Origin of the sequence: Pseudomonas wadenswilerensis, assembly GCF_024749185.1 — a bacterium.
In the GTDB taxonomy this organism is placed as follows: domain Bacteria; phylum Pseudomonadota; class Gammaproteobacteria; order Pseudomonadales; family Pseudomonadaceae; genus Aquipseudomonas; species Aquipseudomonas wadenswilerensis.
Map to the genome: position 1 here is coordinate 2,785,047 of NZ_CP087191.1, position 16,135 is coordinate 2,801,181.

Here is a 16,135-nt window from a genome sequence, read left to right on the forward strand (position 1 = left end):
GCCTCAGCTCGCCCCGCGGATTGCCAGCACGTTGCACAGCCGGTGTTCCAGCACGTGCTCGGTGGTGCTGCCGGTCAGGCGTTCGAGCAGCTTGCGCGGGTGGTTGCCCATCACCAGCACGTCGGCGCGGCTGTGGCTGACGAACTCGGCGATGCTGCGGGTAATCGGCGCCGACAAAAAGTGCTGGCGCTCCACGGGTATTGCGTGACGCTGGGCCAGGTGCTCGAAGGCCTTGTGGATCGACTTGCGTACATCATCACCAAAGCCCGGCATGGTCACGGTCCCGGCGCCGAAGTCGGCGATATGGGTGTGGGCGCTGTCACACACATGCAACAGGTGCAGCTCGGCGTTGCACTGGCGGGCAAGGTCGGCCGCGGCTTCGATCACGGTTTCGTTGAGGTCGTTGTGCGGGTGCTCGGGGTGAGTCGGGTCGACGGCGGCAACGACAATGCGTGGCAGCGGGCAATGCACGTCGGTTACCAGGTGCACCGGGCACGGGCATTCGCGCAGCAGTTGCCAGTCCAGCGGCGCGACCACCAGGCGCTTGAGCAGCGGTTCGTGTTGTACATCCTTGATCAGCAGGTCGGGGTCGATCTCGGCGACCTGGGTCAAGGCCGCTTGAAGCACGTCTCGGGCCAGGATCACTTCGGTACTGACGCGAATGCCGTTTTCATGCAGCAAGGTCGCCTCATCGGCCAGCCACTGGCGGTTGTCCAGCATCAGGGTGTCGAGGTGGTGTTCGTCGCCGCTCATCAGGCCGAGGGTATCGATCTCGTCGATAAAGGCGCAGATATGCAAGGCGGCACCCGTGGCGCGGGCCAGGGCGGCGGCACGTTCCAGTGCCGGTGTGTGGCGCAGGTCGCAGCCGACCATCAGGAATAGGCGTTGGTACTGGCTCATGGGGCACCTCCGGTAGCGTTGTGTTGCCAGCCCCCCCCGTGCTTGAAGTCTAGTCCATGGTGCTGCCCGAAGTGCCTGGCGGGTCCGGTGCAGGCTCCTCGGCCGGGCTGTCGACGGCCAGCGGCTGCGCCACCCAGCTCATGAACAGCTCGTAGCCCACGGCCAGCACCACCGGGCCGATGAACAGGCCGATGATGCCGTTGGTCAGCATGCCGCCCAGGGCGCCGATCAACACCACCGGCATCGGTACGGCCACGCCGCGACCCAGCAGCATGGGCTTGAGGACGTTGTCGGCGAGCCCGGCAAGCAAGATCCAGATGACAAAGATCACCGTGCTGGCACTGACGCCGTCATGGGCCAGCACGTAGATCGCCACCGGCAGGGTGATCAACAACACCGGCAGCTGGGTGATGCCCAGCAGCAGCACCAGCAGGGCCAGCACCCCGGCAGCAGGAACCCCCATAATGACCAGGGCGACACCCACCAGCAGCATCTGGATGAAGGCGATGCCGACCACGCCCTGGGCTACGGCGCGGATGGTAGCGGTGCACAATGCGGCCAGTTGTTCGCCGCGCTGCGGGCCGGCGACGCGGGTGGCAATCGCCACCGCCGCGCGTTGGCCGGTTGCACCCTTGGCCATGATCAGGCCGGCGACGACCAGGGCCACAAGGAACATCAGGATGCCCGAGCCAATCCCGGCCAGTTGTGTCAGCAGGGTCTTGCTCAGGCCTTTGAGGTGCGGCGCGACCTGGGTCGCCGCCCAGCTCAGGTCACTGCTGGCATGGGCCCAAATGCCGTACAGCGGCGCGCCGATCAGCGGCCAGTCACGGACGTTGGCCGGTGGCGGCGGGATTTCGATGCGCTGGTCCTCGAAGCCGGTGATGCCTTGTTGCACGGTGTCGGCCACCGAAGCGCCCAGCAGGCTCAGCGGCCCGATCAGGCAGGCCAGGCCGATGATCACCAGGACGACGGCAGCCCAGCGCGGGCGCCCGCCGAGCCAGCCACCGAGGCGCTGACTCAGCGGATAGAGGGTGATCGCCAGGATCACCGCCCACAGCATCAGGTTGAGGAACGGCTTGAAGATGTCGAAGCAGAACAGCACCAGCACGGCGATCAGCCCGGCGCGGATCAGCACGTCGAGCAGTTCCCGGGCAGTGCCCAGGTGAACCGGGCGATTATTGGCCATGAGTGGGTCCTCGGGCAGGCGAGCGGGTTTCAGTGAACGGCCGGGCAACGGCTGGCACCGCCGCGGGCCGCCTGGCTGACCAGTTCGGTGAAACGCTTGAGGTTCTGTTGATGGGCCAGCACCAGTTCGTCGATGCTGGCGCCGGCCGGGCTCTGGATCACGCTGCGGCAGTTCAGCAGCGCGCTGCCGTTGCCGGCACGCAAACGCCAGCGGGCATCGAACAGGGCGTATTGCCCCGGCACCGAGTCAAAGCGCTGCACCTCCACGCGCAAGCCCAGACGCGGCTGGGCAGTGCTGCTGACGAACTGGTTGACCAGAGCATTGCGCAACTCGTCGGCGAGACTTGCGCCCCACCATTCGGTCTCGAGGATCGCCAGGCCGCTGTTGCCCTGGCGAATCACCACCTGCGGCCGATCGACCTGGGGCGGCACGCTGACCTGCTCCAGTTGCACATCGACACTGCTGGCCGGCACCGGTTGCTGCGGGATCAGTGTGTGGTAGTGGATCGGGTCGCTGCGGCAGGCGGCCAGCAACACCGCCAGGCTCAACACTGCAAACGGGGAGGCATGCGCCATGGGTGTGCTCCTGCGGTCAATTGCGCGACGAAGGTTTTAGCGAGTCAGCGGGTGCATCCTTGGGCCGGCCACGCAGCAGCGACTCGGGGTTGCGCCCCAGGTAATCGGCCAACTCGCGTAGCGAGCGCGACATGCGCCCCAGCTCGTCGAGGGTCTGGGTCAGCTGCTCACGCTGGGGCGAATCCTCGGCCAGGGTCGAGTTGGCCGACTGCAGGGTCTTGCTGACCTCCTGCAAGGTGCCCTGGACGCCCGGCAAGGTGCGGCTGTTGAACTGCTGCAAACCTTTGCGCAGCTCCACCAGGTTGGCATCGAGGTTGTTGGCGATGCGCTCGATGGGCAGGCGGTTGAGCCGCTCGACCATGACCTGGAACTGCTCCTGCAGTTGCTCCAGGCTACCCGGCACGGTGGGGATGGTAATCGGCCGGGCCGTCGGGTCGAACACCACTTTGGGCGCCTTGGGGTCGAAGTCCAGGGCGATGTACAGCTGCCCGGTGAGCAGGTTGCCACTGCGGGCCTGGGCGCGCAGGCCGTTGTCGACGAAGGAGCCGAGCAACTGCGCGGCGGCCTTTTCGTCGTCGGGGTCGTGGTTCAGTGCCTTGAGCAACTTGGTGTGGGCCCGGCCCAGGCGTTGCGGATAGATGACGATGCCGACATTGACCGGGAAGGTGCGTTTTTCGACGTCGAAGTCGAGGTTCACCGAAACCACCGAGCCGATTTCCACCCCGAGGAATTCCACCGGGGCACCGACCTTGAGGCCGCGCAGGGCCTGGTCGAAGCGCAGGCTCAGGTACTGTGCCTTGCCATGGGGCGGGGCGAGCGCCCGGGCGCGGTCGTCGAACAGCTCGAACTGGCGGTCTTCGGCGGCCACCTGATCGTCGGGGCTGTAGTCCGGGGCGCGAAAGGCGATACCGCCAACGATCACCGACGACAGCGACTCGGTGCGAAAGGCAAAGCCGTTGGCGCCGACTTCGACATCGACACCGCTGGCGTTCCAGAAGCGGGTGTTGTCAGTGACGAAGGCGTCGTTGGGCGAGTTGATGAACACTTCGATACTGACGCCTTTGCCGTTTTCATCCAGGCCGTAGGCGACCACCTGGCCCACCGGGATCTTGCGGTAGTACACCGGCGAACCGACCCCCAGCGAACCGAGATCGCTGGCGTGCAGGAAAAAGCGCTTGCCCGGTTCGCCATAGGTGATCGGCGGTGGCGATTCGAGGCCGATGAAGGCCTTGGCGCGGGTGTTCGATTCGCCGGAGTCGGCGCCGATGAAATCACCGGACAGCAGGGTATCGATACCCGACACGCCGCCGGCGCCGATGCGTGCCCGCACCACCCAGAACTTGGAATCCACCCGGGTGAAATTGTCGGCCTGCTTGACCAGCTTGACCGTGGCGGTGACGCTCTTCTGGTCCTTGCTCAACTCCACGGCGGTGACCTGGCCGATCACCACATTGCGGTACTTGACCGCGGTCTTGTTGGCTTCCAGGCCCTGACCGGTCTTGAAGGTGATCTCGATGGTCGGGCCTTGCTGCATGACGTTGTGCACCACCAGCGACAAGCCCACCAGCACCGCCACCAGCGGCACGATCCACACCAGCGAGATGCTGAAACGGCGGGTCTTGACCCCGGGCTGGCCGGGTTGTGGGCTGTCTTGGCGGGTATCAGTCATCGGCCTGCTCCTTGTCGCGCTGCCAGATCAGTCTAGGGTCGAAACTCATTGCCGCGAGCATAGTCAGCACCACCACCATGCCGAAAAACAGAATGCCCGGACGCGGTTGGATATCGCCCAGGGCCTGAAACTTGACCAGCGCCGCTACCAGGGCCACCACCAGCACATCGAGCATCGACCAGTAGCCGATCAGCTCGACGAAGCGAAACAGTCGCGCCCGTTGGCTCTGCGCCCAGGTGCTGCGGCGTTGCACGGTGATCAGCAGCAGGGCCAGGGCGACGAACTTGGTCGCCGGTACCGCAATGCTGGCGATGAAGATGATCAGGGCGATGTCCCAGGCGCCATGCTCCCAGAACTCCATGACCCCGCTCATGATGGTGCTGTCGGCGCCGCTGCCGAACAGCGTGGTGTTCATCACCGGCAGCAGGTTGGCGGGGATGTAGAACACCAGCGAGGCGATCAGGTAGGCCCAGGTGCGGGTCAGGGAATCGGGCTTGTGCGCATGCAGGGGTGCGCCGCAGCGTTCGCAGTCGTGCGGCTGGTTGCTGTTGTCGCAGGCCATGCCGCAGGCGTGACAGAGCACCAGGTTGAGCTCGGCGGCGCGCGGTGGGCGGCTCATGGCAGCAGGTCCCAGAGTTCGCGTATATCGCGCCCGGCGATGCGCAGTATCAGCAGGCTCAGCACTGCCAGCGCCACCAGGCCGATGCCCGGCAGCACATCGAGCATGCCGGCCAGCTTGAACACCGCGACCATGGCGCCGAGCAGGCACACTTCGAGCATGCTCCACGGGCGCAGGGTTTCCAGCCAGCGCATGCACAGGCTGAAGCCCGGGGCACGGCCGCCGGCCAGGGCAAAGCCCAGTACCCAGATCAACAGCAGCAGCTGGAACACCGGGGCGATGATGATCGAGATGGCCGCCACCAGGGCAATAAAGGTGATGGGGCCGGTGGCCAGGGCCCGGACCGAGTCCCACAGGGTGGCGCTATTGTGCAAGCCTTTGAGGCTAATGCTCATGATCGGGTAGAAATTGGCGAACACCCAGAGGATCAGCGCGGTGACGCTCAGGGCCAGGCGTTGCTGCACGCTCAGGCCGTTATAGCGCTGCAGCACGGCGCCGCAGCACTGGCACAGGGCTTTCTGGTGTTTGCCGAGGCTGACCTTCTGGTACACGCAATCGCAATGTTCGCAGATGATCAGCTGATGGGTATCCAGCATGGCGCGCGCTCTGGCTGCGGGCGGGGACTAGCTCAATATAGTCGGCGCTGGCGCGGGACTGCGGATTATTTAACCTCTGAGGGAGCGGGCTTGCCGGCGCTTGTAATCCAGGCGCTGCCTGGTGTGCTGGTTGTGTTGGCCTCATCGCGGGGCAAGCCCGCTCCCACAGTAGTGCTGTGTACGCCGGACTTGTGGGAGCTGGCCTTGCCAGCGATCGAGCGCGTAGCGGTCGCAATCCAGGCGCCGCCTGATGTGTTGGCTGGGCTGGCCTCATCGCTGGCAAGCCAGCTCCCACAGTAGTGCTGTGTACGCCGGACCTGTGGGAGCTGGCCTTGCCGGCGATCGAGCGCGTAGCGGTCGCAATCCGGGCGCCGCCTGATGTGTTGGCTGGGCTGGCCTCATCGCTGGCAAGCCAGCTCCCACAATGGATGTGTGTACACCCAACCTGTGGGAGCGGGCTTGCCCCGCGATGAGGCCAGTGTGGCGCGCTGAGTTACCAACCCGGCACCCCGCGCATGTCCGGCAGCTTATGGGCAATGCCCTTGTGGCAATCGATGCAGGTCGCCTGCCCACTGGCCAGCGAGGTCGAGTGCATGGCTGCGGCACGCTTGCTCTGGCGGGTGAAATCCATGAACTCGAAGTTGTGGCAGTTGCGGCATTCGCGCGAGTCGTTGGCCTTGAGCCGCGCCCATTCGTGTTCGGCCAGCTCGCGGCGATGGGCGAGGAATTTCTCGCGGGTGTCAATGGTGCCGAACAGCTTGCCCCAGACCTCCTTGGAGGCCTGCATCTTGCGCGCGATCTTGTGCGTCCACTCGTGCGGCACGTGGCAATCCGGGCAACTGGCACGCACGCCGGAGCGGTTGCTGTAGTGGATGGTGTCCTTGAGCTCGACGAAGACGTTGTCGCGCATCTCATGGCAGGAGGTGCAGAATTTTTCGGTGTTGGTCACTTCCAGGGCGGTGTTGAAGCCGCCCCAGAAGATGATCCCGGCGACGAACCCGCCCAGGGTCAGAAAACCCAGGCTGTAGTAGACGCTTGGCCGCCAGAGAATGCCCCAGTATTCCTTGAATAGCCTGAACAGTGCTTGCATGGCGCCTCCTCAGGGTTTTTGCGCGGCGTTGGCATCGTCTTGCAGCAGCTTGTCGATGGTTTCGAAGCTGTTGCCCACCAGCGGTTGCACCTCTTTTTGCGCGACGTGGCACTGGGTGCAGAAGTAGCGCCGCGGCGATACCGCCGCCAGGGCCTGGCCATCGCGGTCCATATAGTGGGTGATGCTGATCATGGTCGCCTGGCTGCGCGCGCTGTTGGCGCGGCTATGGCAGGACAGGCACTTGTTGCCGTTGATGTCGACCTGATAGCCACGAATGGTGTGGGGAATGGTCGGTGGCTGGTCGGGATAGTTGCGTTCGCGCTTGAGGTCCTTGTTCTCGTCGTTGGCCAGCGGCGGCGCCGGCATGCTCTGGGTCAGGGTACCACCAGGGCGGCGACCGTCCGGACCTGGGGCATCGAGGGGGTAGTCGACCTCGGCGGCGACCACCAGGCCGATCACCGCAAACATCAGCAAGGGCAGGCTGCGAATAGGCATGACGGTTCTCCTCAGGCCACGCTGATCAGCTCGATGCGTATGGCGCATTTCTTGTAGTCGGTTTGCTTGGAGATCGGGTCGGTGGCGTCCAGGGTGACTTTGTTGATCAGCTTGTTGGCGTCGAAGAACGGCACGAACACCAGCCCCCGTGGCGGTTTGTTGCGGCCACGGGTCTCGATCCGTGCACGAATCTCGCCACGCCGGCTGACCAGCTTCACTTCGCTGCCACGCCGGGCGTTGAGGGCCTTGGCGTCCTCCGGATGCATGTACACCAAGGCATCCGGCACCGCCTTGTACAGCTCTTCGACGCGCTGGGTCATGGTCCCGGTGTGCCAGTGCTCGAGCACCCGGCCGGTGCTGAGCCAGAACGGATAGTCGGCATCCGGCGCTTCGGCCGGCGGCTCGTAGGGCAGGGCGAAGATGATCGCCTTCTTGTCCGGGTAGCCGTAGAACTGCACGCCGCTGCCTGCCTCGACATAGGGGTCGAGGCCTTCGCGGTAACGCCAGCGGGTTTCCTTGCCGTCGACCACCGGCCAGCGCAAGCCGCGCTCGCTGTGGTAGCGGTCGAAGGCGGCCAGGTCATGGCCGTGGCCACGGCCAAACTGGGCGTACTCTTCGAACAGGCCTTTTTGCGGGTAGAAACCAAAGGCCTTGGCTTCATCGTTCTGGTAGCCGGCCTCCAGTTGCTCGACCGGGAACTGGTCGACCTGGCCATTTCTGTACAGCACTTCGAACAGGGTCTTGCCCTTGTATTCCGGGGCCTTGGCCAGCAACTCGGCGGGCCAGACCTCGTCGGTGGTAAAGCGCTTGGAAAACTCCATCAGCTGCCACAGGTCCGAACGGGCCTCGCCCGGGGCCGTCACCAGTTGATGCCAGAACTGGGTGCGGCGTTCGGCGTTGCCGAACGCGCCTTCCTTCTCCACCCACATGGCACTGGGCAGGATCAGGTCGGCGGCCTGGGCCGACACGGTCGGGTAGACATCCGAGACGATCACGAAGTTCTCCGGCTTGCGCCAGCCCGGCAACACCTCCTGCATGATATTGGGCCCGGCGTGCATGTTGTTGCTGGCCTGGGTCCAGTACACATTGAGCACGCCGTCCTTGAGCATGCGGCTCTGCTGCACGGCGTGAAAACCGACCTTTTCCTGGAGGGTCCCGGCAGGCAGCTTCCAGATCTTCTCGGCGGTGGCGCGGTGCTTGGGGTTGGTCACCACCAGGTCAGCGGGCAAACGGTGCGAGAAGGTCCCGACCTCGCGGGCGGTGCCACAGGCCGAGGGCTGGCCGGTGAGCGAGAAGGGGCTGTTGCCCGGCTCGCTGATCTTGCCGGTGAGCAGGTGGATGTTGTAGATCAGGTTGTTGGCCCACACCCCACGGGTGTGCTGGTTGAAGCCCATGGTCCAGAACGACACCACCTTGCGCTTGGGGTCGGCATATAGCTCGGCCAGCGCCTGAAGGCGCTCCGCTGGTACGCCCGATTCCTTCGCCGCGCGCTCCAGGGTGTAGGGCCGCACGAACGCGGCGAACTGCTCGAAGTCGATATCGCTCCAGGTGTTGGCCTTGTCGGCGTTCTTGGCCTTGGCTTCCCGTGGATCGTCGGCGCGCAGGCCGTAGCCGATATCGTCGGCGCCCCGGGCAAAGCGTGTGTGCTTGCTGATGAAGTCCTTGTTCACTGCGCCGCTTTCGATGATGTGGTTGGCGATGTAGTTGAGGATCAGCAGGTCGGTTTGTGGTTTGAACACCATGGGGATGTCGGCCAGGTCGAAGCTGCGGTGCTCGAAGGTCGACAGCACCGCCACCTTGACCTGCGGCTGGCTCAGGCGGCGGTCGGTGACCCGGCTCCAGAGGATCGGGTGCATCTCGGCCATGTTCGAGCCCCAGAGCACGAAGGCGTCGGTGGCTTCGATGTCGTCGTAGCAGCCCATCGGCTCGTCCATGCCGAAGGTGCGCATGAAGCCCATCACCGCCGAGGCCATGCAGTGGCGGGCGTTGGGGTCGATGTTGTTGCTGCGAAAACCGGCCTTCATCAGCTTGTTGGCGGCGTAGCCTTCCCATACCGTCCATTGCCCGGAGCCAAACATGCCGATCGCTTCCGGGCCCTTGTTTTTCAGCGCTTCCTTGTACTTGGCGGCCATGATGTCGAAGGCCTTGTCCCAACTGATCGGCTGGAACTCGCCCTGCTTGTCGTACTGGCCGTTGCGCATGCGCAGCAACGGCTGGGTCAGGCGGTCGTTGCCGTACATGATCTTCGACAGGAAGTAGCCCTTGACGCAGTTGAGGCCGCGATTGACCTCAGCCTTGACGTCGCCATGGGTCGCCACCACGCGGTTGTCGCGGGTGGCGACCATCACGCTGCAGCCGGTGCCGCAGAAACGGCAGGGCGCCTTGTTCCAGTTCAGGGTGACCAGGTCGGCCTCGGTCACCAGGTTGCTGGCATCGGTAAAGATCGGCAGGCCGGCTGCGGCGGCAGCGATGGCGGCGGCCTGGGCCTTGGCGAATTCACGGCGGGTCATGCTCATGGGCTGTCTCCTTCTGGGGCGAGGAGTTCGTGGTAGATCAGGGCGGCGTTGAGCACGCCGGGCAGGCTGTTGATCTGTTCGATGCGCTGCAGGATCTGCTGTTCATCGCTTGCCTCGAGCACCACCACCAGCTTGCCGGCGGCGCTTTGCCGGTGCAGTTCGAGGTGGTCGAGCAGGCGCAGGTTGGCTTTCACCGCCTCGAGCAGTTCGGGGCGGGCGTGTACCACCAGGCTGGCAATGTGCAGGGCTTCATCCATGGGCTGGCTCCAGTAGTCTGCGGGCGCGGGCTATCCGTTGGGTGGGCCGGGCGGGCCGTAGAGCAACTGGTAAAACCAGACGAGAAAGCCATAGCCGCCGACAATGGCGACCGAGAGCAAGGGGAACAGGCAGACAACCAGAAACACGAACAGCAGGGTTTCCTTTCTGCGCGCAATCTTCTGTTCTTCAGCCAGTGACATGGAGCGATCTCCAGTCGAAAGTGAACTGAGCCTAGTCCAGCCTTCCATGCGCCGGCCGTGTGGCGCGACCAACGGTATACACGGCCTGCAGCTTGACAAGGCAATCGGTGATCTACACTCAAGCCACTGCTCACAGCACAGCGCCGGTAAGCGATCATGCTCGATTACTTCGCCTTGGGTTTGTTGATTTTCGTCGGCCTGGTGCTGTTCTACGGGATCATTGTGTTGCACGACATCCCCTACGAAATTGCCGTGCACCGCAATCATCCGCACCAGGATGCGATCCATGCCACCGGCTGGGTCAGCCTGTTCACCCTGCATGCGCTGTGGCCGTTCCTGTGGATCTGGGCGATGCTCTACCGCGAAGATCGCGGCTGGGGGTTCGGCGACGGCAAGTCGCCGCAAAACCATGTGCTGCGCCTGGAACAACAGGTACTCGAACTGCAACAACGCCTCGACCGACTCGAAGGAACATCCGCCGCTGACGAACGCGGCGAAGGCATCTGAGCCATGGACCTGCTACTGATCCTTACCTACGCCGCGATCTGCGTGGCGATCTTCAAGCTGTTTCGCATCCCGCTGAACAAATGGACTGTGCCCACTGCGGTACTCGGTGGCATCGTCATGATCGGTGCGCTGATCTTCACCATGAACTACAACCACCCGTATTCGGAGGTAGCGCGTTCGTATTTCGTCTCGGTGCCGGTGATCCCGGTGGTCACCGGCAAAGTGATCGAGGTGCCGGTCAAGGGCAACCAGCCGCTGGAGAAGGGCGATGTGCTGTTTCGCATCGACCCGGCGCCGTTCGAGCACCGCTTGCGCTCGCTCAAGGCGCAGATCGTCGCCGCCAGGGGTGATCTGTACCGCATCAACGAGCTGATCAAACGCAACTTCGGTACCCGCCGCGAGCAGGAAGCGGCCATCGCCCGGGTCGACGACCTGCAGGCGCAACTGGACAACGCCCAGTTCGAACTCGACAGCACCGTGGTGCGGGCGCCGAGCAAGGGCTATGTCACCCATGTATCGTTGCGCGCGGGGATGATGGCCAGTGCCTTGCCGCTGCGCCCGTCGATGGTGTTCATCCCTGAAGAGGGCCAGTACTTCGCCGCCTGGATGCGCCAGAACAGCCTGTTGCGCCTGGTGCCCGGCGATGACGCGGAAGTGGCCTTCGACGGCATTCCGGGCAAGGTGTTTCACGGCAAGGTCAAGAATGTCATCGCGGTGATAGGCGAAGGCCAGGTCCAGCCCTCCGGCAACCTGGTCAGCTACACAGGCTCCCCCCCGGCAGGGCGGGTACCGGTGATCATCGAAATCGACGACCCGGCGTTCGCCCAGTACGCCAAGCAGATGCCCGGCGGTGCCTATGGCCAGGCAGCGCTGTACAGCAAGCACTTTCCGCATATCGCCACCATGCGCAAGATCCTCCTGCGCATGGCCGCGTGGATGAACTACATCTTCCCGTTTCATTGACGGCGTGCAAATGTGCGACCTGTGGGAGCGGGCTTTGCCAGCGATGAGGCCGGTACAGCCAGCACATCAGGTGTCGCCTGGATTACGACCTCTGTGGGAGCTGGCCTTGCCGGCGATGAGGCCGGTACAGCCAACACATCAAGTGTCGCCTGGATTACGACCGCTGCGCGCTCGATCGCTGGCAAGGCCAGCTCCCACAAGTCCGGCGTACAGAAATCCACTGTGGGAGCTGGCTTGCCAGCGATGAGGCCGGTACAGCCAACACATCAAGTGTCGCCTGGATTACGACCGCTTCGCGCTCGATCGCTGGCAAGGCCAGCTCCCACAGGATTGGCGCTATATCTGTAGGAGCGGGCTTGCCCCGCGATGAGGCCATTGCTGCAGCGCTAGGCCGCCCGCGCCTGACGTATTGGCAGTTCGATCCTGAATGTAGTGCCGGCACCGAGCTCGCTGTGCACGCGGATTTCCCCTCGATGGCGCTTGATGATCCCGTACGACAACGACAATCCCAGCCCCGTACCCTGGCCAACCGGCTTGGTGGTGTAGAAGGGGTCGAAGATCTTTTGCAGGCTGTCGGCGGCTATGCCCGAGCCATTGTCGGCCACTTCAATCCATACCTGCTCGCCCTCGCAGCCGGTACGCAGGGTGATGGTGCCGCGCTCCGGGCCAATGGCCTGGGCGGCATTGACCACCAGGTTCATGATCACCTGGTTGATCTGCGAGGGCAGGCATTCGACCTCGGGCAACGGCGCATAGTCCTTGAGCACATCGGCCTTGTACTTGAGTTCGCTGGCAACGATGTTCAGGGTCGACTCGATACCCTGCTGCAGATTGGTCCACTGCCAGTCCTGGCTGGAGTCCACCCGGGAGAAGTCCTTGAGGTCCTTGACGATCTGGCCAACGCGGCTGATGCCGTCCTTGGACTCGCGGATCAGCTGGGGAATGTCCTCGAGGATGTAGTCCAGTTCGATCTCGGTGCGCAGTTTCGCCAGGCTTGCACTCAGCGCTGTCGGGTCGATGGCCGTCTCGGCGTCGCGGTAGGCCTTGAGCATGTCCTGCAAGCGGCTGAAATAGTCGTCCAGCGCCCCCAGGTTGGATGATACGAAGCCAATCGGGTTGTTGACCTCGTGGGCGACGCCTGCCGCCAACTGGCCCAGGGACGCAAGTTTCTCCGATTGCACCAGTTGGCTTTCCAGCAGCTTGCGCTCGTCGATCTCCCGTTGCAGCGCGGCGCTGGCCTGGGTCAATGCCAGGGTGCGCTGCTCGACCCGCTGTTCCAGTTGGTTCATCTGCAACTGGGCACGGGCGGTCATTTCCCACTTGGTGGTGAGGGTGTTGGCCATCTGCAGGACTTCGATGTTGTCGAACGGTTTTTTCAGGATGAGCAGGCGGTCATGGCCGTTCAGGCGGTCGAGCAACTCGTCCCAGGAGTAGTCCGAATACGCCGTGCACACCACCACCTGCAGCAACGGGTCGTGTTGCCACAGCGCTTCAATGGTCTGCGCGCCATCCCAGCCATCGGGCATGCGCATGTCGACGAAGGCCAGGGCGTAGGGCCGCTGGTGGCTCGCTGCATCGAGCAGTTTGCCCAGGCCTTCCTGGCCACCGTAGGCCGAATCGAGTTCGAACACGGTGGTGACGGCCTTGGGTGCTTCGCCGAACAGGGCGTTTTCCAGGGCATCGAGATCGGGGTTGGAGGCGCATTCCGGGGCCAGGATCTTGCGAAAATCGTCATGGATCGCCGGCGTGTCGTCGATCAGCAGGATGCGCCGGTTGCAGGGCTCGGTCATGATTCACCTTCGGCGATTATCAACGGGATTTGCAGGACGAAGCGGGCACCCTTGCCCGGCCCGTCGCTGTAGGCCGCCAGGTGGCCGTTCATTTCCACCGCGGCCAGGGCGCAGCTGTGCAGGCCGAAACCATGGCCTTCCTTGCGGGTGGTAAAGCCGTGGGCAAAGATCCGCGTCATGTTTTCCGGGGCAATGCCTTCGCCTTCGTCGGTGACGCTGATCTGCAGGGTGTCGTCGAGCCGGTTGACCCCCAGGGTCATGTTGCGGGCGTGATTGCACACGTCCGACATAGCGTATTTGGCGTTGCTGATCAGGTTGATCAGAATCAGCAGCAGGCGGTGTTTATCGCCCATGATCCGCGGTACTTCGTCGTACTCCTTGAGCACCGTAACGTGGTGGCGGGTGAGGGCGCCGGCGTTCATGCGCAGGGCATCTTCGAGCAGCGTGCTGACCACCAGCGGCTCCAGCAACGTGCTGGCCCCGGCATAGGATTGCTGGGTGGCGACGATGTCCTTGATGTGATCGACGCTCTTGCTCAACTGGGTCAGCTCATCGGCCATTTCCTTCTGCTCCAGGCTGATCGCCTCGACCAGCTGGTTGAGGTAACCAGGGAGCATTTTGCCTTTGGCGTCTTCGCTCAGGTAACGCCCCAGGTCGTCGGGGTGCTCATTGATCAGCTGCATGGCCTTGCCCAGGCCCAGAGCCTTGCTGTTGCGCAGCTTGCGGGTCACCAGGTCGGCGGAAATGTTCACGCTGTTGAGCACGTTGCCGACATTATGCAGAACGTTGGTGGCGATTTCCGCCATGCCGGCCTGGCGCGCGGTGTCGAGCAGTTCGCTCTGGGTGTCCTTGAGCTGGCGGGTGCGCTCCTCGACCCGTTGCTCGAGCTCGTCGTTGGCACTGACCAGCGCGCGGTTGACCCGGTTGATCTCGCCAAAGCTGCGCATCAGGCGTATGCCCATGTAGATCAACAGCAGGACCAGCAGGGTGGAGAACACCAGCAGGTAGAAATGGTACTGCTGGTCGACCAGGGTGGCGGCACGCTCGTCGCGATCGAGCATCAACGTGATGTCGTCCAGGCGTTCGGCCACCGGCACTGCCTCGATCTGTTCAAGCAGTTGGTTGACCTTGGGTTGCTCGCGCAGGATCAAGGCAATGTGGTTGCTGAGGATATCGATGGGGGCGTGGAACTCGACAGGCAGGCGCTCTTTGTTGATGGCCAGCTTGTTCAGCCCGACCAGTATGTCGGCGGCCTTGTCATCGGTGGTCATCTGGGCGAACTCGAGGCTGCTGAGCATCAGGTCGTAGGTGTCGGTGGCGATGGTGTGCAGGCGCAGTTTGTCGGCATCTGCAAGCTGCCCTAGCTGGGCCTGGATACCATCTTCGGCGGTCGGTAAAAAGGCCAGGGAATTGCGCAGCACGGCGTTATGCGACTTGAACTGTTCCACCAGCCGCGACTTCTGCGCCAGGGCGCCCTGGTAATCGGCGTAGGCCGTGCGCCAGGCGGGTGTATCGCTGTGGCCATGCAGGGCCTCTGTGGTTTCGAACGCCTGCCACAGGCGCGTCATCTCCACCAGCGGCGACACCAGCGGGTCATAGTTGTAGCTGATGGTGATGCGCGCCTTGAGGATCTCGTTTTCCCATTGCGAGTCGTATTGCTTGATCTGCCGGACCAGGTCGCGGGCCCGGGCGTAGGTTTCGGTTTCATCGGCCTTGGACATGATGTACAGGTACACCAGAACCGAGGCCAACAGCGCCGCACTGGCGCCCAACAGGAACAGACCGTGCCGGTGGGTCAGTCTCATAACGGTTTGCCCTCCCATTCACCGGTCAGGGTCTTGAGGAACTGGACGATCAGCGCCTGGTCCTCGGCGCTTGGCGTGCGCCCGAGCTGATAGCGGAACATGACCTCGACCGCCGCTTCCAGGGTCGCTGCCGAGCCGTCATGAAAGTACGGTGCGGTGACCGCGACATTGCGCAGGCTGGGCACTTTGAACACATGCCGGTCGTCCTCGTCACCGGTGACGTTGTAGCGCCCCAGGTCTGCCTCGCTCGGGTTGCCGCGGTCTTTGAAGTAGTCACCCAGCACACCGAATTTCTGGAACATGTTGCCGCCGATGTTCACCCCCTGGTGACAGGCGATGCAGCCATACTCCTGAAAGCGCTGATAGCCGTATTTTTCTTCGGTTGTGAGGGTCTCGGTGTTGCCTTGCAGGTAACGGTCGAAGCGCGAGCCGGGGGTGAGCAAGGTGCGCTGGAAGGTGGCCAGGGCATTCTGGATGCTGTGCTCGCTCACGCCTTCGCTGTAGGCCTGGGCAAAGCCGCTGCGGTACTGCGGGTCGGCGGCAATGCGTTGCACCACTACCGTCCAGTCGCTGCCCATTTCCGTCGGGCTTTGCACCACCAGGTGCGCTTGCTGCTCCAGGGTTTGCGCGCGGCCATCCCAGAACTGGCGAAAATTCAGGCTGGCGTTGAATACACTGGGGGTATTGACCGGCAAGGGCTTGGCATCGACGCCGAGCGAGCGCGGCAAACGGTCGGCACCGCCATGGTCGAGTTGATGGCAACTGGCGCAGGACAGGCTGTTGTTGCTCGACAGACGTGGATCGTTGAACAGCTTGCGGCCCAGTTCGACCCGCTCGGCAGCCAGTACCGGTAGGGCCGGCAGCGGCATGAGCGGCCCGCCAACGCTTTGTGCCAGGGCCACGGCGCTGGCGCCAAGGGTTGCTGCAACTACCAGCAAGGGGAGGGGTTGTGCCATCCATGCGCTC

At 63.7% G+C, this 16,135-nt stretch carries 16 protein-coding genes; 2 read left to right on the plus strand and 14 right to left on the minus strand.

Annotated elements, in window-relative coordinates; translation table 11 throughout:
* Positions 1-3 precede the first annotated feature (3 nt).
* The 11 genes from LOY45_RS12790 to napE all read right to left on the minus strand — a co-directional run bounded on the left by LOY45_RS12790 (position 4) and on the right by napE (position 10,104).
* Positions 4-900: a universal stress protein gene (locus tag LOY45_RS12790; RefSeq protein ID WP_115086563.1), complete on the minus strand. Its 897-nt coding sequence runs from the start codon at positions 898-900 to the stop codon at positions 4-6.
* A 49-nt stretch (positions 901-949) separates the two neighbouring features.
* Positions 950-2,086 carry an AI-2E family transporter gene (locus tag LOY45_RS12795; RefSeq protein ID WP_115086564.1) on the minus strand — a complete coding sequence of 379 codons (1,137 nt, stop codon included), beginning with the start codon at positions 2,084-2,086 and terminating at the stop codon, positions 950-952.
* Between the two features lie 29 nt (positions 2,087-2,115).
* On the minus strand, positions 2,116-2,661 hold the full coding sequence (locus LOY45_RS12800; RefSeq protein ID WP_115086565.1) for a PqiC family protein: 546 nt from the start codon (positions 2,659-2,661) through the stop codon (positions 2,116-2,118).
* 16 nt (positions 2,662-2,677) lie between these two features.
* Complete coding sequence (locus LOY45_RS12805; RefSeq protein WP_115086566.1) at positions 2,678-4,330, minus strand: PqiB family protein; 1,653 nt, start codon at positions 4,328-4,330, stop codon at positions 2,678-2,680.
* Positions 4,323-4,949 carry a paraquat-inducible protein A gene (locus tag LOY45_RS12810; protein WP_258579239.1) on the minus strand — a complete coding sequence of 209 codons (627 nt, stop codon included), beginning with the start codon at positions 4,947-4,949 and terminating at the stop codon, positions 4,323-4,325. The genes LOY45_RS12805 and LOY45_RS12810 overlap by 8 nt, the downstream gene beginning before the upstream one ends.
* On the minus strand, positions 4,946-5,545 hold the full coding sequence (locus LOY45_RS12815) for a paraquat-inducible protein A (protein ID WP_115086568.1): 600 nt from the start codon (positions 5,543-5,545) through the stop codon (positions 4,946-4,948). The genes LOY45_RS12810 and LOY45_RS12815 overlap by 4 nt, the downstream gene beginning before the upstream one ends.
* 493 nt (positions 5,546-6,038) lie before the next feature.
* Positions 6,039-6,635, minus strand: coding sequence for a cytochrome c3 family protein (locus tag LOY45_RS12820; protein WP_115086570.1), 597 nt, complete (start codon positions 6,633-6,635; stop codon positions 6,039-6,041).
* Between the two features lie 9 nt (positions 6,636-6,644).
* Positions 6,645-7,130: a nitrate reductase cytochrome c-type subunit gene (locus LOY45_RS12825; RefSeq protein WP_115086571.1), complete on the minus strand. Its 486-nt coding sequence runs from the start codon at positions 7,128-7,130 to the stop codon at positions 6,645-6,647.
* Positions 7,131-7,141: 11 nt separating this feature from the next.
* Entirely contained in the window at positions 7,142-9,646 is a 2,505-nt protein-coding gene (napA, locus tag LOY45_RS12830) for a nitrate reductase catalytic subunit NapA (RefSeq protein WP_258579240.1), read from the minus strand.
* Positions 9,643-9,903 carry a chaperone NapD gene (locus tag LOY45_RS12835; protein ID WP_115086573.1) on the minus strand — a complete coding sequence of 87 codons (261 nt, stop codon included), beginning with the start codon at positions 9,901-9,903 and terminating at the stop codon, positions 9,643-9,645. The genes napA and LOY45_RS12835 overlap by 4 nt, the downstream gene beginning before the upstream one ends.
* Positions 9,904-9,933: 30 nt before the next feature.
* Positions 9,934-10,104, minus strand: coding sequence for a periplasmic nitrate reductase, NapE protein (napE, locus tag LOY45_RS12840; protein ID WP_115086574.1), 171 nt, complete (start codon positions 10,102-10,104; stop codon positions 9,934-9,936).
* A gap of 156 nt (positions 10,105-10,260) precedes the next feature.
* Here napE and LOY45_RS12845 point away from each other — a divergent pair, with 156 nt between their 5' ends.
* Both LOY45_RS12845 and LOY45_RS12850 read left to right on the plus strand, forming a co-directional pair.
* Positions 10,261-10,611, plus strand: coding sequence for a DUF3302 domain-containing protein (locus LOY45_RS12845; protein WP_115086575.1), 351 nt, complete (start codon positions 10,261-10,263; stop codon positions 10,609-10,611).
* A 3-nt stretch (positions 10,612-10,614) separates the two neighbouring features.
* Entirely contained in the window at positions 10,615-11,574 is a 960-nt protein-coding gene (locus LOY45_RS12850) for an HlyD family secretion protein (RefSeq protein WP_115086576.1), read from the plus strand.
* Between the two features lie 386 nt (positions 11,575-11,960).
* Here LOY45_RS12850 and LOY45_RS12855 read toward each other — a convergent pair whose 3' ends face one another.
* The 3 genes from LOY45_RS12855 to LOY45_RS12865 are packed head-to-tail and all read right to left on the minus strand — an operon-like array spanning position 11,961 to position 16,125.
* Entirely contained in the window at positions 11,961-13,364 is a 1,404-nt protein-coding gene (locus LOY45_RS12855; protein ID WP_115086577.1) for an ATP-binding protein, read from the minus strand.
* The gene (locus LOY45_RS12860; RefSeq protein ID WP_258579241.1) at positions 13,361-15,169 is read right to left on the minus strand and encodes a DAHL domain-containing protein; all 1,809 of its coding nucleotides are present in this window, start codon (positions 15,167-15,169) and stop codon (positions 13,361-13,363) included. The genes LOY45_RS12855 and LOY45_RS12860 overlap by 4 nt, the downstream gene beginning before the upstream one ends.
* Complete coding sequence (locus LOY45_RS12865) at positions 15,166-16,125, minus strand: cytochrome-c peroxidase (RefSeq protein ID WP_258579242.1); 960 nt, start codon at positions 16,123-16,125, stop codon at positions 15,166-15,168. The genes LOY45_RS12860 and LOY45_RS12865 overlap by 4 nt, the downstream gene beginning before the upstream one ends.
* Positions 16,126-16,135: the final 10 nt, after the last annotated feature.